The sequence below is a fragment of the Shinella sp. WSJ-2 genome (assembly GCF_003432075.1).
Classification (GTDB): Bacteria; Pseudomonadota; Alphaproteobacteria; order Rhizobiales; family Rhizobiaceae; genus Shinella.
On the sequence record NZ_QWBU01000015.1, the window covers coordinates 48,429 to 70,977 of the forward strand.

At 60.7% G+C, this 22,549-nt stretch carries 18 protein-coding genes and 2 pseudogenes; 14 read left to right on the top strand and 6 right to left on the bottom strand.

From position 1 onward, the window contains the following. Positions 1 to 270: 270 nt before the first annotated feature. Complete coding sequence (locus D0Y60_RS22015; protein ID WP_117372094.1) at positions 271 to 1,146, bottom strand: LysR family transcriptional regulator; 876 nt, start codon at positions 1,144 to 1,146, stop codon at positions 271 to 273. 591 nt (positions 1,147 to 1,737) lie between these two features. On the opposite strand from D0Y60_RS22015, the pseudogene D0Y60_RS25160 reads away from it, so the two are divergent. Continuing rightward, positions 1,738 to 2,031 (top strand): annotated as a pseudogene (locus D0Y60_RS25160) (dihydrofolate reductase family protein); the annotation flags it as partial. Positions 2,032 to 2,305: 274 nt separating this feature from the next. On the opposite strand, the gene D0Y60_RS22025 reads toward D0Y60_RS25160, so the two are convergent. Continuing rightward, entirely contained in the window at positions 2,306 to 3,055 is a 750-nt protein-coding gene (locus D0Y60_RS22025; RefSeq protein ID WP_245409270.1) for a formylglycine-generating enzyme family protein, read from the bottom strand. A gap of 196 nt (positions 3,056 to 3,251) precedes the next feature. Between D0Y60_RS22025 and D0Y60_RS22030 the strand changes: the two genes are divergently transcribed. The 3 genes and pseudogenes from D0Y60_RS22030 to D0Y60_RS25165 all read left to right on the top strand — a co-directional run. After that, entirely contained in the window at positions 3,252 to 4,013 is a 762-nt protein-coding gene (locus tag D0Y60_RS22030; RefSeq protein WP_117372096.1) for a DeoR/GlpR family DNA-binding transcription regulator, read from the top strand. Between the two features lie 47 nt (positions 4,014 to 4,060). Then, positions 4,061 to 7,636: a TonB-dependent receptor gene (locus D0Y60_RS22035; RefSeq protein WP_245409271.1), complete on the top strand. Its 3,576-nt coding sequence runs from the start codon at positions 4,061 to 4,063 to the stop codon at positions 7,634 to 7,636. Between the two features lie 310 nt (positions 7,637 to 7,946). After that, positions 7,947 to 8,224: pseudogene (locus tag D0Y60_RS25165) on the top strand (IS21 family transposase); the annotation flags it as partial. Between the two features lie 215 nt (positions 8,225 to 8,439). Here the strand turns inward: D0Y60_RS25165 and D0Y60_RS22045 are convergent. Beyond that, positions 8,440 to 9,849 (bottom strand): calcium-binding protein, encoded by a 1,410-nt coding sequence (locus D0Y60_RS22045; protein WP_117372099.1) that lies wholly within the window; start codon positions 9,847 to 9,849, stop codon positions 8,440 to 8,442. 22 nt (positions 9,850 to 9,871) lie between these two features. Here D0Y60_RS22045 and D0Y60_RS22050 point away from each other — a divergent pair, with 22 nt between their 5' ends. The 10 genes from D0Y60_RS22050 (at position 9,872) to D0Y60_RS22095 (ending at position 21,295) form a co-directional block, all read left to right on the top strand. Further along, positions 9,872 to 10,168, top strand: a complete 297-nt coding sequence (locus D0Y60_RS22050; protein WP_245409272.1) for a response regulator — start codon at positions 9,872 to 9,874, stop codon at positions 10,166 to 10,168. 117 nt (positions 10,169 to 10,285) lie between these two features. After that, positions 10,286 to 12,220, top strand: a complete 1,935-nt coding sequence (locus tag D0Y60_RS25270; protein WP_117372101.1) for a methyl-accepting chemotaxis protein — start codon at positions 10,286 to 10,288, stop codon at positions 12,218 to 12,220. Positions 12,221 to 12,224: 4 nt separating this feature from the next. Continuing rightward, positions 12,225 to 13,643 (top strand): chemotaxis protein CheW, encoded by a 1,419-nt coding sequence (locus D0Y60_RS22060; RefSeq protein ID WP_117372102.1) that lies wholly within the window; start codon positions 12,225 to 12,227, stop codon positions 13,641 to 13,643. After that, positions 13,640 to 14,722: a chemotaxis-specific protein-glutamate methyltransferase CheB gene (gene cheB / locus D0Y60_RS22065; RefSeq protein ID WP_117372103.1), complete on the top strand. Its 1,083-nt coding sequence runs from the start codon at positions 13,640 to 13,642 to the stop codon at positions 14,720 to 14,722. Before D0Y60_RS22060 ends, cheB begins: the two co-directional genes overlap by 4 nt. Further along, the gene (locus D0Y60_RS22070; RefSeq protein ID WP_117372111.1) at positions 14,722 to 15,597 is read left to right on the top strand and encodes a protein-glutamate O-methyltransferase CheR; all 876 of its coding nucleotides are present in this window, start codon (positions 14,722 to 14,724) and stop codon (positions 15,595 to 15,597) included. The genes cheB and D0Y60_RS22070 overlap by 1 nt, the downstream gene beginning before the upstream one ends. Then, the gene (locus tag D0Y60_RS22075; RefSeq protein ID WP_117372104.1) at positions 15,585 to 17,537 is read left to right on the top strand and encodes a chemotaxis protein CheA; all 1,953 of its coding nucleotides are present in this window, start codon (positions 15,585 to 15,587) and stop codon (positions 17,535 to 17,537) included. Before D0Y60_RS22070 ends, D0Y60_RS22075 begins: the two co-directional genes overlap by 13 nt. After that, a complete protein-coding gene (locus D0Y60_RS22080; RefSeq protein WP_117372105.1) occupies positions 17,534 to 17,800 on the top strand; it encodes a hypothetical protein in 267 nt (88 codons plus the stop codon). The genes D0Y60_RS22075 and D0Y60_RS22080 overlap by 4 nt, the downstream gene beginning before the upstream one ends. A gap of 81 nt (positions 17,801 to 17,881) precedes the next feature. Beyond that, positions 17,882 to 18,265, top strand: a complete 384-nt coding sequence (locus D0Y60_RS22085) for a response regulator (protein WP_117372106.1) — start codon at positions 17,882 to 17,884, stop codon at positions 18,263 to 18,265. Beyond that, complete coding sequence (locus D0Y60_RS22090; RefSeq protein ID WP_117372107.1) at positions 18,262 to 18,900, top strand: chemotaxis protein CheX; 639 nt, start codon at positions 18,262 to 18,264, stop codon at positions 18,898 to 18,900. The genes D0Y60_RS22085 and D0Y60_RS22090 overlap by 4 nt, the downstream gene beginning before the upstream one ends. 28 nt (positions 18,901 to 18,928) lie before the next feature. Then, a complete protein-coding gene (locus tag D0Y60_RS22095; RefSeq protein ID WP_117372112.1) occupies positions 18,929 to 21,295 on the top strand; it encodes a PAS domain-containing hybrid sensor histidine kinase/response regulator in 2,367 nt (788 codons plus the stop codon). Positions 21,296 to 21,445: 150 nt separating this feature from the next. Here the strand turns inward: D0Y60_RS22095 and D0Y60_RS22100 are convergent, their stop codons facing one another. The 3 genes from D0Y60_RS22100 to D0Y60_RS22110 all read right to left on the bottom strand — a co-directional run bounded on the left by D0Y60_RS22100 (position 21,446) and on the right by D0Y60_RS22110 (position 22,428). Beyond that, a complete protein-coding gene (locus D0Y60_RS22100) occupies positions 21,446 to 21,721 on the bottom strand; it encodes a hypothetical protein (RefSeq protein WP_117372108.1) in 276 nt (91 codons plus the stop codon). 72 nt (positions 21,722 to 21,793) lie between these two features. Then, positions 21,794 to 22,174 carry a DUF6481 family protein gene (locus D0Y60_RS22105; RefSeq protein WP_117372113.1) on the bottom strand — a complete coding sequence of 127 codons (381 nt, stop codon included), beginning with the start codon at positions 22,172 to 22,174 and terminating at the stop codon, positions 21,794 to 21,796. 29 nt (positions 22,175 to 22,203) lie between these two features. Next, a complete protein-coding gene (locus D0Y60_RS22110; protein ID WP_117372109.1) occupies positions 22,204 to 22,428 on the bottom strand; it encodes a hypothetical protein in 225 nt (74 codons plus the stop codon). Between the last annotated feature and the right edge of the window lie 121 nt (positions 22,429 to 22,549).

The following is a 22,549-nucleotide window of genomic DNA, read 5'->3' on the forward strand; positions in this document are numbered from 1 at the left end:
GGTAGCTGCCGAGCAGCAGATAGACGACAGTATGTTTAAAGTGGCGCGGCTCCGAAATGCGAACAGATAATCCAAGATTTTCGGGGCATGCAACCAGTCCTCGATCGCGATATCTAGGGCGTATCGTCGGGCGTAAGCGTGCATACCTTTCCAAAGCCGCGCGTTTGTGGAACGCCTCGCCAGCAGTCGTGAACAGCTGATTAGCACTTGGCTCGGCGCGAGGAAGTCCTGCATCGACGAAGCGCCTCACGATAGGATTAGGCTGGCGGCTCAATTGCTCGAGCTTGGGCGTTTACCGGCGAACACATCCCGGTGGGATTTTAGCAGCCTTGACAGTCGGTCAGCGACTGCGCGGACATCGCTGCGATGCCGGTCGTCGTTGTTCATGACGATCCATTGACGATGGCGCAGTTCGGGAATTTCGTTTCCCGCCCGTTCCAGCCTCGGATCGAGGTCGCCCACAAAACAAGGCAAGACTCCCACACCTGCGCCGGCCCTGATTAGATCCCTGAGCGAACGTGGGCGATTGACGATGACCGAAACGCGTTCGGCCGCCTGCTGGCGCGGCCAGCGCAGATAAGCGGAGACGGCGTTCTCATCATCGACTGCGATCCAAGGCTCCGGGCCCTTCCATTTCCTATTGCGGGCTTTGTAGCTCGCGTAGGCTACCTCGCCTGCCGGCATTGCGGCGAGGTTCGATTCTTCGGGCTCGAAGGCGCGAATGCCGATATCCGCCTCCCGATGCGAGAGACGAGCGCGCTGTTCGGCAACATTCAGATCGATGCGAAATTGGTCACGGGGCGTGCGAATCAACGACATGTTCTGGCAAAGCAACCACGCAATCCATGTTCCGAGGCTAATTCGAACCAGTGACTGGCCCGCCGTGCCGCCTCGCCAGTCCTCTATCCGTCGACTTCCGGCCTCCAGCTCGGCGAGATGCTCCAGCAGCTGGCTGCCGTCACTCGTCAGACGATAGCCGGTCTGACTGCGCAAGAAGAGTTCGCGCCCCAGCGCCTGCTCCAGTTCGACCATTCGACGCCCAAGCGTCGCCGCACTTAAGCCGGTCGTTTCGGCTGCTGCGGTCAACCCGCCCTGACGGGCGACCGCTAAAAATAGTTGATAGGCATCCCAAGCTATGTCTTTCATAAATGAAAGACATACTACGTTATCGTCTGTCGCAACATCCATTTTCGTAGGATAGTTCAAAGGCCTCGTTGTTTAAGAGGACTTTACTGATGCATGAGATCCACGCTGTCGTTGCCGCCGCACTTTTTAATAATTTACGGGGTCGCAAGGACCGATCGGAAGACGAATTCTATGCTCAATTCAGCCAACTTCCGTGGCGAAGATGCGCGAAAGCCATCAGCACCCTCCGTAGCTTGCTCCATCGAAAGCGATGATATCGGGTCGCGCTGGTCGTCCATGACGACGACGAAGCGATCGCCTTCTCCGTCCGAAAACTCTGCTCCCATCTCGTCGGCGATCCTATCATCTGGACGAGGACAAACGCTGCGTAATTGTGGGACGAAGCGGCGGAGACGGTGCTTTGCACCGGATCGCACGGGGTGCGAACGAGCACCCATCACAGCCAACCGGCGATCCAAGGCGGGAGCGCGATCATGGGCCCTTCGTAGATCGCGGCATCGAGTCGCGCGAGAACCGAAGAAAGCCGATTGTGGCGTCGTTGCGGTGTTTCAAGACATCTACGGCAACCCCCCGGATTTGATCGAATATGCTCCAGTCGAGTATCCTAAAGAGTCGCTTGAGGTCAGAGACAGTGTTGACGACCTCATCGCCGAGCTTCGAGGGCTCGACGATGGTGATGGTTAGATGCAGGGCGAAGGGATCCTGCAGATGGCGTTCATGGAACGCGGCGCGCTGGATGAAATCGAGATCTGCATAATTCCTGAGCTGCTTGGCGGTGGGCGGCCTCTTTTCCCGCCAACAGGCTTCAGGTCGAGCCCGGAATTGATCAGTGCAAAGACGCTCGACAAAGGATGCGTCTGGCTCCATTATCGGCGTTCATTCTAACTCAACGCCCCCGTCTCTTTTTGGCGCAAAGGCGAAAGAAGCCGGGATGGGGCTGCCTGCTCCTGAGCACGAGCTGTATATTGATTGCCACTGAGAACTGGCCCCGGCGTTTTCACCGAGAAGTGGCCAGCCTGTTCGGTATGTTTCGGGTTTGCGGTGTGGCCAAGTTCCTAGCTTCTCTTTCGTCGTTCTGGGCTCATGGGCCGAGCTATTCTTGAAGCGGAAGCCGTCGTTGCCAGCTTCTAGGATATGCCGGTCGAGGACAGGTTCTAGACTAAGCACTCACGGCAATCCGGAACCCCAGATCATCAATCGCGAATGTCGGATGGCTGCGGCGTCGGTTCGTGGCAAGACAACCGCGCGGCTGGTCTGCCCATCCTCCGCCGCGGAAGACTCTGTACTGACCATAGACGCTTGGGTCATAAACATCATCGCACCACTCCCAAACGTTTCCCAGCATGTCGTGCAAACCCCAGTTGTTTGGCTTCAGTAGGCCTACCGGCCGGGTTCCGCCCCCAGAGTTTCGCTCATACCATGCTATGTCTTCGAGGTTCCCGAAGCGGGGACCTAGAGTGCCTGCACGGCAGGCAAATTCCCATTCTGCTTCGGACGGGAGCCTGAATCCGACGCGCTCTCCGCTTGACACCGCGTCCCCGCCGTCAGGATCGAAAGTGTAGTACTTTGGCATATCAAAAAGCGACGACATGCGATTGCAGAAGCTAGCCGCTTCGAGCCAGGAGACATTCTGAACTGGGTGATACTGTTCGCTCTTGGCCGGGGTTTGTCTTTCCATTATCTCAGCATACAGCAAACGGGTAACGGGATACCGGCCCAGCTGGAACGTTTCAATTCTCTCGGTCCAAACTGTGTTCGTCCTGTCGTCGCGCATTTTTATGGCGCCAGCTGGTATCTGAATTAAGTTTTCTAGAAATGATTTCACATTCATGCTTAATGCAATTGTTTCGCGCGATGATTTCAAGCCATGCCCACTGTAAGAATACAAGATATAATAAGAAACCTTCATTGTAGTCGTGCAAGCAGAATTTGCGGAAGCGCAATGGTCGTCGCGTGACAGCCGTGCGCTGTCCCGCATTTAACATCGAGATACTCTCGCTGCGCCGCCACACACAGGCGGGATGCGGCAGAAATGATAATTTCACGCACGTTATTGCGCGATTCGTAGACTCGTGCAATGTCGTGCTGCGGTCAGAGGAGGCGAAATGCTAACCACAGAGCGTAAAGCGCTGCTCATGGCCGCGCTCGACAAAGACGGTCGGATCATTGCAAAAGAGTTCAGCCGGAAGCTGGACGTGTCGGAAGACACCATTCGCCGCGACCTTCGGGAACTCGCGAGCGAAGGTTTGCTTCAGCGCGTTCACGGAGGGGCCCTCCCTGCTTCGAAGGCACTTGCTGACCTCTCCACACGAGGCAACGTTTCCGCGGATGACAAGACGGAAATTGGTAAGATAGCAGCAGCTATGGTCAAGGAAGGGCAGATCATCTTTCTCGATGGCGGCACTACAACCGCTCGATTGGCTCGCGCTCTGAGAAAGGATATCAGTCTGACAGTGGTCACCCATAGCCCGGACATTGCATCTGCACTTATCGACCACTCAAGGGTCGAAGTGGAGGCAATCGGCGGCCGCATCTTTAAACACTCGAATGTCGCAATAGGAGCGGTGGCGATCGAAGCTATTTCGCGGATCCGTGCAGATATCTACTTTATGGGGGTGACTGGCATCCACGCTGATTATGGATTGACGACCGGTGACCGCGAGGAAGCGGCGGTAAAGCGCGCGATATGTAGCCGGTCCGCCGAAACTATTGCCCTTGGTTCCAGGGAGAAGCTTGGTTCAGTTTCGGCATACAGCGTCGTGGACTTCGGCGTTATCGACAGCGTTGTGGTGAGCAAAAGGTGCCCTGAAGAGTTGCTCATCCCGCTCCGCACTAAAGGCGTGCAAATAATGGGCAGGTCGACTTGAGTAGCCATCAAGAAGTCAGACACGCATTGAGAATGGGCGTTGCGGCGATGGCTTTCGTTTGGAATGTCGGGCCGGCTTTTGCCGACGTGCTCCCGCGCGTCTCCGCCGCAGACGGCTCCGTCGTGGAGCGAAAGTCCGGCGAAGAGGTGCAGTTCGTCGAGGCCCAGGACTGGCGTGGCGTCGAGGTCAACCAGGACCTGCTGGCCGGCGACACGCTGCGCACCAATGCGCTGGGCAGCCTCGCCATCCGCTTTGCCGACAATACCCTGGTGCGCATGGCGCGCGAGACGGTGTTGCGTGTCCGCAAGATCGACGGCGCCTCCGATAGCCTGCTGAACCTCGAAGGCGGCACGATCTGGGGCCGTGCCGAGCGCGGCGGGAGCGGCATCGTCATCGATACGCCGGCCGCAGCAGCCGCCATTCGCGGCACCGACTGGGCGCTCAACACAAACGGCAATCGCACTACGCTCACCGTGCTCGAAGGCACCGTGGAACTCAGCAACGCCCAGGGCAGCGTCACCGTCAATCAGGGCGAAGGGGCCGTGGCGACCCTAGGGCAGGCTCCGCGCAAATATGTGCTCGTCAATCTCGACGAGCGGGAGCAGATCCTACTCTATGGCGACATCCGCGGCCTGTTCATCACGCTGCCGATCTCCGGCGAGGATACGATCGACGCGCGCGGCGCTCGGCGGCGGCTTCTCGACAAGCCGGAAGCGTCGCGCAGCCGGGAGGACTGGCTGAAACTCGCCGAACTGGCGCTGAGCGTCGATGGCCGCAAGGCGGCGGAGGACGCCCTCTCGCATCTGCCGCGCCCCCTTCCCGCAGCGATGGAGGCACGCGTGACGCTGGTCCAAGCGATGATCGCTGGCAACGCACTGCGCTATGATGAAGCGATCCGGCTGTTTCGCAAGGCGCGGCCTGGACTTTCCGGTGAACGGCGCGTGATGGCCGACTATGGCGAATGGGTCGCCGCATCGCTCGCCAATCCCGATACGAAGAAGGCGCCGCCCTATCTCGCCCGCACGCCGGCCACCGCAGGGGAAGCCTCCGTCCAGGCCTCGGTCGTCGCCCATCTGGATGGCCAGGCGGAGGCGATTGCCCTTCTCGAAAAAGCGGAGAAGCGATTTCCCGACGACGCCGGCCTGACGGCCATGCGCGCAAGCCTTCTGCTCGAGCTTGACCGGCGCGAGGAAGCACACGTCGCCCTCGACCGCGCCCGGGCGATCGATTCCGACGACATCGGCTATCTAACGACGAACGCCCGCTATCTGTCGGCCGTTTCAAGCGATATCAATGGCGCCCTCGCCGACCTAAAACGCGCTGTCGAGATCGCCCCGGGCAACGACGCTGCATGGGATGATCTCGCCGGCATCCAGAGCGATCGCGGCGCCACGATTGAGGCGGACGCCGCCCATCGCCGCGCCGTCGCGCTCAACCCTGACAATATCGCCGTCCGCACCAACTATGCCCTGTTTCTCATGGGTCACGAGCAGATGACCGCGGCAAAGCGCGAGCTCGACGCAGCCGAGGCGCTAGACCCCGACACCTATGCCGTACTGGCTGCCAAGGGGCGTTATCTCCTGCGCATGGGAAAGACGGACGAGGGTACGAAGGTTCTTCTGGAAGCGGCGGCCATCAACCCGACCTATGGCAATGCTCTGGTGGGCCTGGCCATCGCCAGTTACCAAAGCGGCGCCGTCGCGGAGACTGAACAGGCGCTCGACAATGCCGACCGCTTCGACAGGGACGATCCGACGATCGCCATGATCCGCGCCGGGGTCGCCATCGACCAGTTCCGCGCCGACGAAGCAATCGAGAGCGCGCGCGAAGCCCTACGCCGCCGCCAGGTGCGCGGCGGCTACTATTCCGGCTATGACGTGCACCGTCAAGCGTCGTCCGTTCTCGGCGATGCGCTGGAAAACATCGGCTTGGCGGAATGGGGAAAATACCACAAGGCACGCGCCTATGATCCATTCCTCGCCGCAAGCTATGACGACGAACAAGCCGCGGGGCAGTTCAACCCGTTCGTCACAACACCGCCGACCGGCCTCGACCGATTCGGTACGGGCTCTATTTTCCTGCCCACCAACATCCAGAACTTTCTGCTCGACCCGATGGGCGTCGCCTCGCAGCAGCGCATCAACGCGCTCGAAAGCCGGGCGTTCATGGAGACCTCGCTGACAGGCGGATTCTCCGCACAGCCAGGTGTCAGTGGCTGGAGCAGCGACATCAGCGTGCACGGCACGAATTATGACGTCATTCCGCTCAGCTACAACTTCCTGGGCCAGATTTCCCGGCCGGAAAGTGTACGCGAAAACGACAGAAGCGATTTCGAAGGTGGGGCATTCGAGCTGGGCCTGCGCCCAACGCTCGCAGACAACATCTATCTCTTCGGCCATCTCAACCAGACGCGCATCGGCTATCCGGGCCAACTTTTTTTCCCAACGCCAAACGACGAGGTTACCAGCAGGGGTGACACAATCGGAGGCGGCTGGAGCCACACGATCTCCGAAAAGAATGTCGTCCAAGCCTTCGCCATGTACGAACACATGGACTCGTTTCAGCATTATGAGGGCGTCGACGCCATCGGTCCCTTCGCGTTTGAGCAGACATCGGAAAGTGACAGCATCAGCGGCGGTGTAAGCCACCTTTTAGCCGCAGGGCCGCTGACCGTGCGCTATGGTGCAGAGATATACGACCGCACCTCGTGGAATGTCGCTCGTGAGTTTGACCTGCCATCAGGTGATGTTTTCTCTGAGGTGCATTATGCGTCTGACTGGCAGGCCAGGCGTATATACGCCGACGCTACTGTCGATATATCGGACGACCTGAAGCTTCAGACCGGCGCTTACTATTCCTGGTTCGATTCTCGAAGCGGAACCTTCGAGGCGGTGGATCCCCGTTTCGGGGTCGCTTGGGCGCCCCTGGAAAACCACTGGATGCGTGCCGCCTATCGCCGCGACACGCAATATCCGGTCAGCCAGACCCTATCGCCCGTTTCCACCGTCGGCCTGGTGCCGCTCGATATTCCGCTATTCATGGAAGGCGAGAAGGAAACCGTCATGCTGCGGTGGGATGCGGAATGGAGCGATCGCTTCTTCACCTCCGTCGATTATCAGCATGTAAGGTTCGACGGCCTAAGCCTGGGCATCCCAGGTCTATCCGGCCTCTTCGATACGGCAACCGGCGAGATCGACCGGGTCAATGTCAGCGCGAATTATTGGCTCGGGGATGGATTGGGTCTGTTCGGCTCGTTCACATGGAACGATAGCGTGGACACGACCCCGCTGATCGGCGGCGACACACGGGTTCCGCTGGTTCCCGACTATTTCGCGCAGATCGGCTTCACCTATGTGCATCCCTCTCGCGTGACCTTCAGCCTTGCGCAGAACTTCATCGGCAAGCGGGTGGGCGGCAAAGGTTACGAACCAGTCTTCGGACCGTATTTCGTCAATGTTGAAAACTACGCGACGACCGATGCGGCGCTGACTTGGAAATCGCCGACGGGGCATATCGAGCTCGGCCTGACGCTGCTAAACATCTTCGACAATCATGTCGATATGGCCTACGAGGTACCAGGTCCGCGACGCAGCCTTCTTGCTGTCATGCGCGCCAGTTTCTGATTCTTGTTGGCTAGGTTGCGCCGTCAAGAATCAGGAGAGCATCATGGTCACGAAACCCGCAACCTCTGCCTCCCCTCTCCCTGCATCCGTGTCTCACGCACTTGCATCGTGCCTCCCGCTCTTGGAGATGGAGATGGAGCCACTCTCGGTATTGTCGACGGCGCAGCCACACGTGGTGTCGTTGGCGGTCCAGTTGAAGCCGCGGTGGGGCGTCGCTGAGGCGATCGCTTGTTCTGCCATTGATACTTCAACCATGTTGTCGGGTATCGTACCTTCATCCTTAACCAATGATTCAGCGGCCCAACTTAACGACATCATTGTGGTCATTGCGGAGGGCCCGATCGTCTGTGAGCATCCACGCGTAATGGATCGCTCCCATGACCGACCGTGACAGACGATATACGACCGGCGGCACTATCTGGCGGTGGTGCAGCGTAAGCCCGGCGCTTTGCGCAATGGCACTCCGTTCATTGACCTACCGCTGCATTAAAGAGCTTGCAGCAATATTGCCTGAAGAAGCCAGGTGGCGATCGCGAGACGGTCGATATCCTGGCCCTTGTTCTCCAGCACGACGAACAGGCCGTGCTGCAGCGCTCGCTCTGCGGCATTGCGAGTGGGCAAGCCCGGCCGTCTTCGAAGGATCATGTGAGCCATCTCAACCGTTGAACGTGTTGTGCGTGTCGGCGCTGCACGTGAAAAACTCACGCCAGCCGCTCGCCGGCGACAAAATTCGCCCGGTTAGAGTGCAAGCCGTGACCACCTCTGGAGCTGTTCACGCGTTTCCGAACGGCTCATATTGAGAACTAAACGATCTGAAAGTCGGACGCGGAGAGCAGATATTTGTTGGCGATAGTGGCGAACTGGATCGCAGCGGAGCCGGATCCACCACCGTCACCGTCGTAGAAGAGCGAGCCATCATCGGTATCATGGAAGATGCGATCATCGGCCTGCATCGCGGAAACGTTCTTCCCGGAAGAGAAGTTCACTGCGTTAAGCGCCACCGGATAGACGGTTCCCGTCGTATCGGCGGGCCATGCCGCGAAGGTCTCATGGTTGAGCTGGATTTTGTCACCCTTGGCAAAATCCTTGATGATATCGATGCCCATAGCGCTGACGGTCAGCGGTCCGGGTGCCCAGTAGTCCGCATTGTATCCGCCGAACTGGAATGTATCGGCACCAGCGCTACCGCTGAGCGTATCCACGCCGCCGCGGCCGTTCAGCACGTCGGCACCGCCGCCGCCGTTCAATGTGTTCGCAAAGCGGTCACCTGTGAATGTATCGTTGCTATTGCCCCCGTTGATCTGCTCGAAACCGTAGACATAGTCCTCGACGGCCGCGGATACACCGCCCCGTCGCGCTTCGGTGTAGGCGAGATCTACAGACCAGCCGCCGCTTTCCGTGCGCAAGTCCAGCGTATCGAAGCCGTTGGCGCCCTCAAGGAAATCGCTGCCGCCCCCACCGGTGATCGTGTCATTGCCGTAGGAGCCGTTGAGCGAATTGTACCCGGCATCGCCGACGAGCGTGTCGTTGCCGCTCCCGGCGTAGATGGACTCGATGGCCGTCAGCTTATCGTTTGCCACGCCGTTGATGAACGCCGTCACCGTTGCCCCATTGTTCAAGGTAACGGAGAGATTTTCCGTGATCCCGAGCAGGCTGTACATCGCCATGTCGTTTTCACTGCCGCCATCGAGCGTGTCGATGCCCGCGCCGCCGTCAAGCGTATCGTAACCCGCACCGCCCTTGAGCGTATCGTTGCCGCCATTGCCTGTCAGCACGTTGTTGCCGGAATTTCCCGTCAACTGATCGGCAGCTGATCCACCCGTCAGGTTTTCGATGCGGACGAGCGTATCCTCGGCTGTCGTACTGTTGTTGATGTAGGAATAGGACCGCGTATCACCATCAGCGAGCGTCACCTTGACGCTCAGCGTCTTGTCGGAAAAGTCGGCCGTATCCGTGCCGGTGCCGCCATCCAGGAAATCGCGGCCGAGGCCGCCCTGCAACAGGTCGTTGCCCGACCCACCCAGCAAGCCATCATCGCCCAGGCCACCATAGAACTTGTTGGCGACGCCAATACCGTCACCAGACTCGTAGCCGGTGATCTTGTCCGCGCCGGTGGTGCCGATCACGCCTTCTATGTTGTAGAGCGAGTCACTTTCAACGGGATTGGCGTCCACTGCGGTGCTGTAGTGGAAAGCCGAAGACGACTTCCTCATTCGGATGAGCGTAGCGGAAGATATGAAAGACGCCGATTTTCATGTGTTCGAAGCAGGCAACGCGGAGGAGGCGCTGGGACTTTTGGAGGCCCATCCTGAGATAGACACGCTTTTTACGGATATCGATATGCCCGGCTCGATGGACGGACTGGAATTGGCAAAAGCTGTGCGCGAGCTACGCCCCGATGTCGCGATTTTACTAACATCGGGTTATTTGAAAGTGCCGCTCAGCGACGTGTCGGACCAGTTTCCATTTTTCTCCAAACCCTATGAAATCGGCCGCATCATAAACCATATCAAAGAGCATCTAATCGAATAGGCCGGTATTGATTGCGTTGCCTCGACCTTTAAGCCATAAAAATACGCCTAATAGGCAGCCTCGTCGTGCACAGCATCTCTCCCCTTGCCTACCTGCCCTCAAGATATCGGATCGTCCATGGCACTTGTGAAGACATCTCAACTGGGCGCAAAGGCTTCATCGGCCAAAACCACTCAAATCGAGCCCCCGACCGTCTCCGATGGGAAGGCTGCCGCCTCGCGCCGGTCGCAGGATCGCTCCCGTCTTCGCCGGCAAAAGGCCGCGGAGCGCATCGGCGCCGCTACGGAGGAACTGGCAACCGGCGTCGCCGAGGCGGCATCGGCGTCGGAAGAACTTCGGCGCGCCCTGGAGCAGATCGCAAGCGGGGCGGAAGAGGCCGCAGGCGCGGCGCATGAATCCCTATCCGCGACGACGCACCTTTTCACCCGGTTTTCCGAAGCCCGCTCCGAGGCCGAAGCCGCGCGCGGCCGCACCGAGAAGCTTCAAGGGGCAATCTTCGAATCCGCCGCGCAGATTGAGTCGTCGATTTCCGCGATTGAGGCCAATGCCTCCCGGCAGACCGCATCTGTCGCCGTTATCGCCAAGCTTCAATCCCAGGCGGAAAACATCGGTGCGACCACCGTGGCCGTCGCCGACATCTCGGACCGGACGAACCTGCTCGCCCTCAATGCGGCCATCGAGGCGGCCCGCGCCGGCGAGAATGGCCGCGGCTTTGCCGTCGTCGCTGACGAGGTCCGCGCGCTTGCCGAAATTGCCGAACGCAGCTCGCGCGACGTCAGCCAACATGCGGAAACGATCGTCGGCGGTGTTGCGCGAATTGCCGCGAGAATTGCCGAAGCGGCAGAGAAGGCTCAGGCCCAGACAAAGACCGGGCAAACGGTCACCGACGAGCTTCATGCCGTTCGCTCCGGGCTGACGAACCTCTCCGCGAACAGCCAGGCCGTCCTTATCGCGGCGGTCGAGGCTGAAGTCGCAACGCGCGAAGCGCAGAAAGGCGCGGAAACCGTTGCCGCCGCTGCCGAGCAGCAGTCGGCTGCGGCAGCGCAGGCGCAACGGGCGGTCGAACAGCAGAGTTCCGCGCTCGAAGAGAGCCAGCAGACCGCACAGGCTCTTGCCGTGCTTGCCGATGACCTGATGAACGACACCGGCCGCGGTTCCCGGACTGAAGAACTGAGTTCGGCTGCGGAAGAGCTGTCTGCTACGGTGCAGGAACTGTCGGGCGCGGCCGGGGAAATCCTCATCGCGATCGAGCAGATTAGCCGTGGCGCGGAGGCCCAGGCCGCCGCGACTCAGCAAGCCAATGCCGCGATGGCGCAGATCGAGAAAAGCGCCGCGCGAGCCCAGGAAAATGCCGGGCAGGCGAGCGTTCGGGCGGAAGAGATCGGGACTCTAGTTGGCAAGAACAAAGCCGGCCTCAACGAAATTGCGGCCGGCATAGGCGATGCGCTTGCCGTTACGCGCGACGCATTGGCCGATCTGGCTTCGCTGGGCGAAATCGGTTTCCAGATCGAGCGTACAGTGGACCGGATCGTTCTCGTGGCGGTGCAGACAAGCATGCTCGCGGTTAGCGGCTCGGTAGAAGCGGCAAGGGCGGGTGATGCGGGGCGCGGCTTTGCGATCGTCTCGACCGACATCCGCAGGCTCGCACAGGATGCGGCTGAAAACATTGATGGCGTCAAGGACACCGTGCGTCTGCTCCAAAGCCAGATCGCAGTCGTTCAACGCGAACTGGAAATAATTGTGACGGCTTGCGAGGCCGAGATTGCCAAGAGCAAGCTTATTGCCGAACGCCTCGGCGCCGCCGAAGCCGATGTGAGCCTGATGGCACGCGGCAATGCGTCGATCCTCGAGGCTGCGCAGGCAATTCTCGTCGCCGCCAAACAGGTACAGTCGGGAACCCAGCAGATTGCCTCGGTCGCACAGGAGGCCAGCGCCGCGTCGCAACAGGCCGCAACGGCCGCACGCGAGCAGTCGCGCGGCGCGGAAGACCTTGCCGCGGCAGTCGAGGAAATCGCGTCCCTGGCGGACGAATTGCAGATTTCCGGAAGCTGAGATCATGATGGGGTCCTCTTCCACGTTCGAAACAGACGAGCGACGGTTGGTCTTCCAGGTCGGGGAGCAGCGCCACGATATCGACGCGCAGCGGGTGTTCGAGGTGATGCGAGTGCCCGCCATCACCCGCGTGCCGCACGGCCCGGCCGCACTGGCCGGCATCGCCAACCTGCGCGGACGCCCCCTGCCGGTACTCTCGATGCGCCGGATCATGGATTGCGGGCCGGACGCGCACCGGGGTGACGGCAGGATTATCGTCTATGACCACGGCGGAGCGGTTGGCCTTCTCGTCGACGATGTCCTTCGCCTATCGGCCGAACACGCCTCGATACCCCTGCACGGGCTGGGCGATCTGCTCGATGCATCCTTCAAGGTTGCCCGGCGCAATTCGGTGGAAAGAGGCAAGTACGCTGCAGCCGACAGCGTGGAGCAATCGGCCCAGACGCTGACGGCCTTGCTATCGTTTCATGTGGCCGGCCAGCTTTACGGCCTTCCGCTGAAGGACATCAGCAAGGTCAGCTTGCTTGCCGACGAAGCCGCGGCGCCCCCCAACGCGGCAAGTGCGCTGATCGGACTTGTTCAGATGCGTCACGGCATTCTGCCGCTCATGTCCCTGGCTGCACTGCTTGGAATCGGGGATCCGGTAGAAAAGGGCCGCTACATGATCATCGTCGAGCATGAGGGCGAGCGGATCGGCCTCGTCGTCGACGAGGTCGATGTCATCAGACGCCTGCCGGAAGACGCGATAGATGTCGTGCCCGCCGTGCTGCAGCGCGGGCGCAGCGACGGTCAGATCGCCGCGATCGGCCGGATTACCGAATCCGGCCTGTTAATATCCATCCTGTCCCCGGACAAGCTTTTCGGCCACCATGCCGTCACGCAGGCGATCGAACACAACACAGGAGCGCAATCCGTGGAGGTGATGCCCGGCACGCACGATGCGATCGAGCAATTGCTCATTTTCCAGCTCGGAGATGAAGCCTATGGCTTGCCGATTGCCTCAGTGGACGAAGTGATCCGTGTTCCGGGCGAGATCACCCGCATGCCCGGCGCGCCGGGTTTCGTGATGGGCGTCATCAATCTGCGCGGCAAGGCCATTCCGCTGATCGACCAGCGCACGCGCTTCGCGACGTCGGCGACACCTGCGACGACAAAGGCACGCGCGATCATTCTGACCCTCGGATCCCTCCAGGCGGGCTTCGTTGTCGATGGCGTTTCAGAAGTGAAAGCAGTGTCATCGGCCGACCTCTCCACGGCACCGGAATTCTCCTCCGATCAGACGGATGTCTTCGATCGCATCGCACATATCGAATCCGATGGCCGCATGATCCTTCTAATCGATCCTCAGGCGCTCCTGACCCGCGCCGAACGGGAGATCGTCGCCGCGATGACTGTTGACGACACCCTGGCGGGTGGTCCGTGATCCGTCTCCTGATCGTCGAGGATTCCGCCCTGATGCGGAAACTGATGGGCCAGATCTTCCGTGCCGAAGGCGATTTCGAGATCGAATTCGCCCGCGACGGCGTCGAGGCCCTTGAGATCATCGCGCGCTTCCGGCCGGACGTCGTCACCCTCGATGTCCATATGCCCTCGATGGACGGCCTGACCTGCCTCGACCGCATCATGCTCGAACATCCCTGCCCTGTCGTCATGGTGTCTGCCCTGACCGCCGACGGCGCCGAGGAGACGCTGACGGCACTAGAGATCGGCGCCGTGGATTTCATCGCCAAGCCGGCCGGCGCGATTTCGCTCGAGATCGACGCGCTGACGCCGCGCCTCGTCGAGAAGGTTCGCACCGCCGCCGCCGTGCGCATCCGCCGCAGCCTGCGGCTGGCAGAACGCGTCCGTCTGGGGCAGAGACCCGTAAACCGTCCGACCGCTGGCGCGCATAGTCGCCGCCCGGAACGCGTCGAATATGTTCGGTCCGGCAAACGGGGTCTTGTGCTGATCGGCGCCTCGACCGGCGGACCGCCGGCACTGGATGCGGTCCTCGCCGGCCTGCCGGAAGATTTCGACTGGCCCATCCTTGTGGCGCAGCACATGCCGGGATCCTTCACCGGTCCCTTCGCCCGCCGCCTGGACAAGTTGTGCGCAATGAAGGTCAGCGAAGTGACCGAGCAGACGCGCATCGAGCCCGCGAATATCTACATCGCCAAGGGCGACGCCGATATCCTCGTGTCGTACCGCTCGGGGTCTCTTGTCGCCTTACCGGCCCCGAGCGATCCCGGCTACCGATGGCATCCGAGTGTCGATCGGATGGTGCAGTCGGCGATGAAACACGTCCCGCCGGGCGATCTGATCGGCGTGCTGATGACCGGCATGGGCGACGACGGTGCTGCCGCGATGACCGCGTTGCGGGCTGCCGGCGGCCACACGATCGCCGAGGCCGAGGAAACGGCCGTGGTCTGGGGCATGCCGGGGGAGTTGGTCCGGCTCGACGGTGCGAGCGAAATCAGGCGGGTCGACGAGATCGGCGCCTGCCTTCTGGATCGGGTTTGCTGATGGCACCTCCCCCACCCGTTCCTACTGACCTTGCGCCGCAGCTTTCGGCGGCGGACCTAGAAGAAATCTGCACCATCATCTACAAACGCAGCGGCATGGTGTTCGGCGAGACCAAGCGCTACTATATCGAGCGCCGCGTCACCGACCTGATCCGTCAGCGCAAGGCACAAACGGTAAGGAACTATATCTCGCTTCTGCGCGGCGACAGGCGCGAGACCGAGCTGCTGATCAACAGTTTCACGGTCAACGAGACCTATTTCTACCGCGAACAGCACCAGCTCGCCTGCCTAAGCAATTCCATTTTGCCTGAAATCATCCGCTCGAAAGGTGCGGGTGACCGTATCCGCATCTGGTCCATGCCCTGTTCCAGCGGTGAGGAGCCCTACTCGATCGCGCTCTGGTTGCTTGAGAACTGGCATCTTGTGGATGCCTACAATATCGAGATCGTCGGATCGGACATCGATACCGCCATCTTGCAGCAGGCGGTCGGGGGCTATTTCGGACAACGGTCCCTCTCGCGCCTTTCAGCGGATATCCTCGAGCGATACTTCGAGCCGGAAGAGGACCAGCAGCGGCGGCTGATCGGCGACCTGCGCGAATCTGTGACCTTTGCCAAGGGCAATATCATCGACCGGCAGAGCCTGGCGGCACTCGGCCGCTTCGATGTGATCTTCTGCCGAAACCTCTTGATCTATTTCGACGAGGTGGCCCGAGAGACGGCCGCGCACAACCTGCATGCGCTGCTCCAACCCGGCGGCTATATCTGCCTCGGCCACACGGAATCCATGTCGCGCATTTCGGAAACCTTCGAACCGGTGCGCTTCCCGGATGCCATCGTTTACCGAGAGACGGGGACGGGCGAATGGATGAGCTGATCGCCCAGTTCGCCATCGAGGCGCGCGAACTCGTGCAGCAAGCGTCGGAGGACCTGCTTTCGCTTGAAGGCAACCCGGCGGGTCGCGAGCGGCTGGAAAGCGCGTTCCGGGCGTTCCATACGTTGAAGGGCTCCGCCTCGCTTTTCGAATTCGGTCCGATGCTGCGTGTCCTGCATCGCGCCGAAGACCTCCTATCCCAGGCCCGCGCCGGAAAAATCCTTGTCGACGCCGATCTCATCGAGCCTCTTTTTGCCGTGATCGCATGGGTCGACGACAGCATCGACGGCATCTCGCAGGCGGGGCGCCTGCCGGAGGCGCAGGAGAGGCAGGCCGCGCGGTTGCTTGGGCTTCTGTCGGCGGAACCGGCCGGGCCTGACATCGACGCGACAGGCGACAGCCCGGCATCCATTTCCGACTGGGCCGCAGCCCTGCAGCAGCGCGTCGCGGCGTCGGACCATGACGAGACTGTCGTTGCGATACGGTACGAACCGCACCCTGAATGTTTCTTCAACGGCGACGACCCATTGGCGACAATGGCACGCCTGCCCGCGATCCGACACCTCTCGCTTTCCCTCAGGCAACCGGCGCCCGCGCCCGGCACCTACGATCCCTTCCGCTCCAATCTGCTGATCGAAGCCGTGTCGGCCGGTTCGCTTGCCGACGTCGACGCCGTCTTCCGCCTCATCCCCGACCAGGTGAAACTGGTGCCCATCTCCGGGGCGGCCGGCGGAGCAATGCCGGCCACCGTTTCGGATAACGCCTCCGTGCGGCCGGGTTCGACCCTGCGGGTCAACTCGGCCCGGATCGAAAGGCTGATCGAAATTGCCGGCGAACTGGTCATCGCCAAGAACGGGCTCGCTCCGCTCGCGGACGATGCCCGCAACCACGGCAACGGTCCTCTTGCAAGGCAGATCGCGGCGAGCCATGCCGAGATCGAGCGTCTCGTCGCCTCGCTTTACAGCGCCGTGACGCGGGCGCGCATGATCCCCCTCGAGTATACGTTCCGCCGGTTCCCCCGCCTCGTCCGGGAAACATCGTCGAAGGTGGGAAAGGCCGTCGATCTGGTCATCGAAGGCGAAACCGTCGAAGCCGACCGCGAAATCGTCGAGAACTTGTTCGAGCCGCTGCTGCATCTTATCAGGAACGGCCTCGACCATGGCATCGAAACGGAGGCGGACCGCCTTCGACAGTCCAAGCCGGCGCGCGGCCGCATCGTCCTGCGCACCTGCCAGCGTGGCGACCAGATCGAGATCGAGGTCTCGGACGACGGCCGCGGCATGGATCCGCAGCGCGTGAAGGCGACAGCGATCGCCCGGGGCCTTCTCACCGAAGGCCAGGCGACGACACTGTCACAACGGGAAATCCTGCAATTCGCCTTTGTGCCCGGCTTTTCCACCGCCGCTTCCGTGACGGATCTGTCGGGGCGCGGCGTAGGCCTCGATGTCGTACAGCGCTCCATTCAAGGCCTCGGAGGTACGCTGGACCTGCAGAGCACGGTCGGATTCGGCACCACGTTCAAGCTCAGGCTGCCGGTCAGTTTTTCGATGGCGCAGCTGATGGTCGTCAAGGTCGGCGGCGAACGGTACGGCATCCCGATCTCCGACGTCGTCGAGACCCAGAAATTGCCGATGCGCGCCATTCAGCCGGTCAAGTCCGGCTGTGCCTTCGTCCTGCGTAATCGTACCATCCCACTGCTCCGGCTGTCGGACCTCCTGAGCCTGCCGTCTTCGGAAGCTCCGTCCGACGATCTCAAAGTCCTCATCGTGCGGTCGGGAGCCGAGTTGATCGGCGTCGCTGTAGACGCGATCGCCGAGCGCGCGGAAACATTGACACGGCCGCTGACGGGCGTTCTCAAAGGCGTTCCCGGTATCGCGGGCACGACACTGCTGGGCGATGGAAAGGTTCTGCTGGTATTGGATCTGGAGGAGCTTATCCAATGACGGTCACATTGGAAGAAGACGCGATCACGCTGAGGGGAGTGTGCGGCGTCGAAGAGGTCGAAGACCTCGTCGGGTATATGGAGCGCCGGCCCGACCTGCCGGTGGATCTCGGCGCGGCCACGACCATCCATACGGCGCTCTGGCAGGCCCTGATGGTGTTCAAGCCCGTCGTTAGCGGCACGCCGGCATCACCCTTTGCTGCGGGCCAGGTGCTGCCGGCGCTGCATAGCTATCTTGACGAAAACCGGGGAGAGCAGACGTAAAACTTGCGAACCCCTGATCATACAAATAAGTGTAGTTGAGGCTTGTGACCGGCAGGTTACGGCAACTATTCGGAGTGCGAAATGACGATTACGGTCCTCCTCGTGGACGACAGCAAACTGGCCCGGATCGTAGCGGGCAAGGCGCTTGCGGCGCTTCAACCCGAATGGCAGCGCATCGAGGCCAACAATGCCGCTGAAGCCCTGGCAATCGTTGCGGAGCAGCCGATCGACATCGCCGTTCTAGACTTTAACATGCCGGACAAGGATGGCCTGGAACTGGCGTCTGAGCTTCGGGCTATGCGTCCCAATATGCCGATCGCCGTCATCACCGCCAACGTTCAGGACGAGATCATCGCCGGCGTTCGCGCGCTGAATGCCACCTTCGTCGCAAAGCCGGTCACACAAGAAGCCCTGGCCGGATTTCTTTCCGGAGCGGCGCTCCGGCTTAAAAAGGCCGGAGCATGAGCGGTAATACCCTGGAGCTCGATGAACTCGAGCGCGACGCGCTCACCGAACTCGTCAACATCGGGGTCAGCCGGGCTGCGGCAAGTTTGCGCAAGATGGTCAACAAGCAGGTCATCCTATCCGTGCCATCCGTCGAGGTCGTGACCCGGAAATCGGCGGCTTCGTTGATAGGCCAGCGTGAAATCGAAACCCTGATCGCCGTGCAACAGCAGTTCGAAGGTCCCTTCTCCGGCCGGGCGCTGCTCATTTTCCCCGAAAGCAACGGGCTGTCTCTCATTCGCGCCATCGTCGGCGATGAGATGACCGAAGCCGACCTGATCGAGATGGAAGACGAGGCGCTTGCCGAGACCGGCAATGTCATCCTCAATGGCTGTCTCGGTTCGATGGCGAACATGCTGCAGCACACGCTGAAAATGTCGTTGCCCAACGTTCGGCGCGGGGACAGCGCGCTGCTTTTCGAGACCCTCGTCAGCGGCGGCGAAGAGAACTTCGTGCTGTTCCTCTATATCAACTTCTCCGTCCGGGAACGGGACATCCGCGGCTATATCGCCATGATCATGGACCTGCCGTCCCTGGAGAACCTCAAACAGCTCATCGCTGCATTCATCGATCGCGTGATGACGGAAAACGAGTGAAGGGCGCGGATGCGTATCGGCGTTGGTCATGACTGAGGATAGGGGCGAGGCAACGGACGCTTTGGGGCACTTCGAGACCGAACTCGAACATGCCCGCCGCCGCCTGCAATTGACCCTGGATGCGGCCGGTGAGACGTGCGGATGGGAATGGGATATCCAGCGCAAGCGTTTCTTTGCAGACGCACGATTTGCGGCGATCACGCACCAAGACCCCGTTGCACTCGCGGACGGAACCTCACCTGACCGTTTTTTTGCCGCCATTCATCCGGACGATCTCAAGCGGGTGAAGCTCGCCGTCGCCGGCATGCTGGCCGGGTCGGAGGTGTTCTCCAAGGAATACAGGCTTCGCCGCAATGACGGTGGATACCGCTGGGTGCATGCCAGCGGCCAGACGATCCTCGATGCGAATGACGATCCCTTGAAGTTCAGCGGCATGCTGGTCGACATCACCGAGCAGAAGCGGGTCAGCGAGCAGCTTCGGATCGCCCAGTCGGCAGGGGGGATCGGCACCTTCGAGCATATTGTCGGCTATGGCACGATTAGTGTTTCAGAACAGTTCTGCCGACTGTTCGGCCTGCACCCGACGCGTGTCCTTCCCATCGGAACATTGAACGATCTCATCCACCCGGACGACGAGCGGGTGATCGACCTCAGCGATCCGGATGCCCTCCAGAACGACCGGCATATAGAGTTTCGCGTGACGCGCGCCGACGACGGCGCCGAGCGCTGGCTGGCACGCCGCGGTGAATATGTCGACGACACCAAGAGCAGTGGTCGGCGTTATGTCGGGGTGATCTTCGATATCACCGATGCCAAGCGTACCCAGGAAAGCCTGCACGCGGCCAACGAAGCCCTCGCCAACCTCGCGCGCGAAAGCATGCGGGAGCGTAACCGCGTCTGGAACAATTCTCGCGACCTTCTCGTGGTGCTCGACATTGCCGGCGTGTTTCGCGATGTAAGCCCGGCGTGGGTCGAGATCCTCGGCCATGATCCGGACGACGTCATCGGCCGGCCGATCGCCGACTTCGTCTGGCCCGAGGACGCTGATCTCGTGCGCGCGGAAATGCGCAGAGCGGCCGAGAACGTCTACAACGATCTCGAAATCCGCCTGTCTCACGTGAACGGAACGCCACGCTCCATTTCCTGGAGAACGGCGAGGGAGGACGACCGGATCTTCGCCTATGGCCGCGATGTGACGGTAGAGAAGGAACAGAAGGCAATTCTCGAGCAGACCGAAGCGCAATTGCGCCAGGCGCAGAAAATGGAGGCCGTCGGGCAGCTTACCGGCGGTATCGCACACGATTTCAACAACATGCTTACGGGCGTGATCGGCGCGCTGTCACTCATCAAGAGACGCATTGCAGCCAATCGCCTGGATGAACTGGACAAATTCATCAACGCGGCGATGTCGTCCGCCGAACGCGCGACCGCCCTCACCCATCGCCTGCTCGCCTTCTCCCGCCGGCAACCCCTTGACCGCCAGCCGGTCGACGTGAACGGCCTCGTGGCCTCTATGGAAGATCTTTTCCGCCGCACCCTCGGCGAGCAGGTCGAACTGCTCACGAACCTTGCTCCGGATACCTGGAAGGCCGTCACAGATCTGAACCAGTTGGAAAGTGCTGTTCTCAACCTCGTTATCAACGCACGTGACGCGATGCCAGAAGGCGGTAAACTGACCATCGAGGCGAGCAACGTATCCCTTTCCGCAGCCGATATAGCCCAAGGCGAGACGTTGCAGCCGGGAAGTTATGTCGTACTCGCCGTCAGCGACACCGGTATCGGCATGTCAGCAGCGACGATCGAGAAGGCGTTCGACCCGTTCTTCACCACCAAGCCCATTGGCCAGGGAACGGGTCTCGGCCTCTCGATGATATATGGGTTCGCCCAGCAGTCCGGCGGACATGTGCATATCTACAGCCGTGTCGGTCTGGGTACCACGATCAAGCTCTACCTGCCGCGAAGCCTCGAGGACGCGTCGCCGGATGAGGCCACGCTCAAACAGGGTGGCGCTCCGCCCCGCGGCGAGGGCGAAACGGTACTGGTCGTCGAGGATGACGATTCGGTTCGCATGCTCGTCGTCGATCTGCTGAAGGAACTCGGATATCGGGTCATCGAAGCCATCGACGGCGCAGTGGCGATGCCCGTCATCGAGGGCAAGGGACGCATCGATCTCATGGTCTCTGACGTCGGGTTGCCAGGACTGAACGGCAGGCAATTGGCGGAGATCGCGATCTCCACCCGCCCCTCGCTGAAAATTCTGTTCATCACGGGTTATGCGGCGACCGCAGCATCACGTGCTGATTTCCTCGCGCCAGGCATGGAGATGATCACCAAGCCATTTGCAATCGACTCGTTTGCGAAAAAGGTAAGTGAGATGCTCAACGCCGGTCGGTAGCCCTTTCGGGCTTTGCAGATCAGCGTCGGAGTAGCTTGCCGCTACGAAGAGCATCTGAGTTCGATTGGCTGCGGATTTACACGTTAGAACATGTGCATGAGAGCCACTTCACGGTGTAAACCCAGGCCAACTCCCGTTGCAAACTGACAGTCAAGCGCGATCGTAGGTGAAAGAAGTCAGCAAAGTCGTTACGAAATTGCTCGCCCTCTCCTTGACGAGCACCTCGGTCCACTCGTTGGTCCCTCGAAGTCTCAGATCGGTATAGATGCTGTCGACGGCGGCCTCTTCGATGCGTTTGATATGTGCCTTGAAATTTGCCTCGCCGCCAGCGTGGTACATGTCACGAATGACGATGCGCAGGATTTCCTGGATTGCGATTTGCCACGCCGTGTTGATTGCCTGAAGCTCGTTCATATTCGGTGCCATGTAGGGGGGCTCCCTTCTGTGATTGGACCTCTACATGACGGCGTCATGACTTAAGTCGGTACGAACCAAGAACTAGGCTTTCCTTGCCTTGCGGTTGGCGTAACGCCTGTCGCGCTCGGCCTTTCGCAGCGCCTCATCGTCGACCACCCTCGCTATCCGGGCTTTTTCGGCGCGCTCCCGCGCTTCGGTTTCAGCGGCCACCGCGGCCTCAGCGGCTGCCTGCCGCCCCGCCGCCTCGGTCTCGATACGCGTCTGCTCCTCAAGCTTAACGCGCTCGCGTTCAACACGTCGTTCTTCACGAGCGTTGGAAATGGCTGTGCGTTCCGCCTGCCTTGCGATCCTGGCAGGTTCTGCCGCGGTCTTTGCGGCACGGTAAGCATCGAGCAGAGCGGCTTTGGCCTCAGCGGATGAGGAGCGGCGGTCGGCGACTTCGTTGTTTCTGGCGTTCTTCATTCTTATCCCGATAGCGAGTGGTGTGGCGATCAGCACGACTTGGCGCGTTTTGCGATGAGATTGGATGTCGCCGACATGCGGTCGGCTAACTCCTTGGCAAGACGTGCCTCTCGCAGCCTGAGGGTCTTGGCATCCCGCGCCTGAGCAACGGAATCCAGTTCTTCCACCGCATTGTTCTTGGCAAAGAACTGGCTCTGCTCGTTGCTAAAGGCGATCTCGGCCTGCTGGCGGGATTTGCTGTGTGCTTCTGTCATGGAACCTCAATGAATTCGGTTGGCAACCGAAACGAAAAAGGCCAGGCAAAACGCCTGGCCTCCATGAAATAGCTTCCAGCAGTGCCAGTACATCCGTGGTCAAAGGGAAGCGAATCTCAAT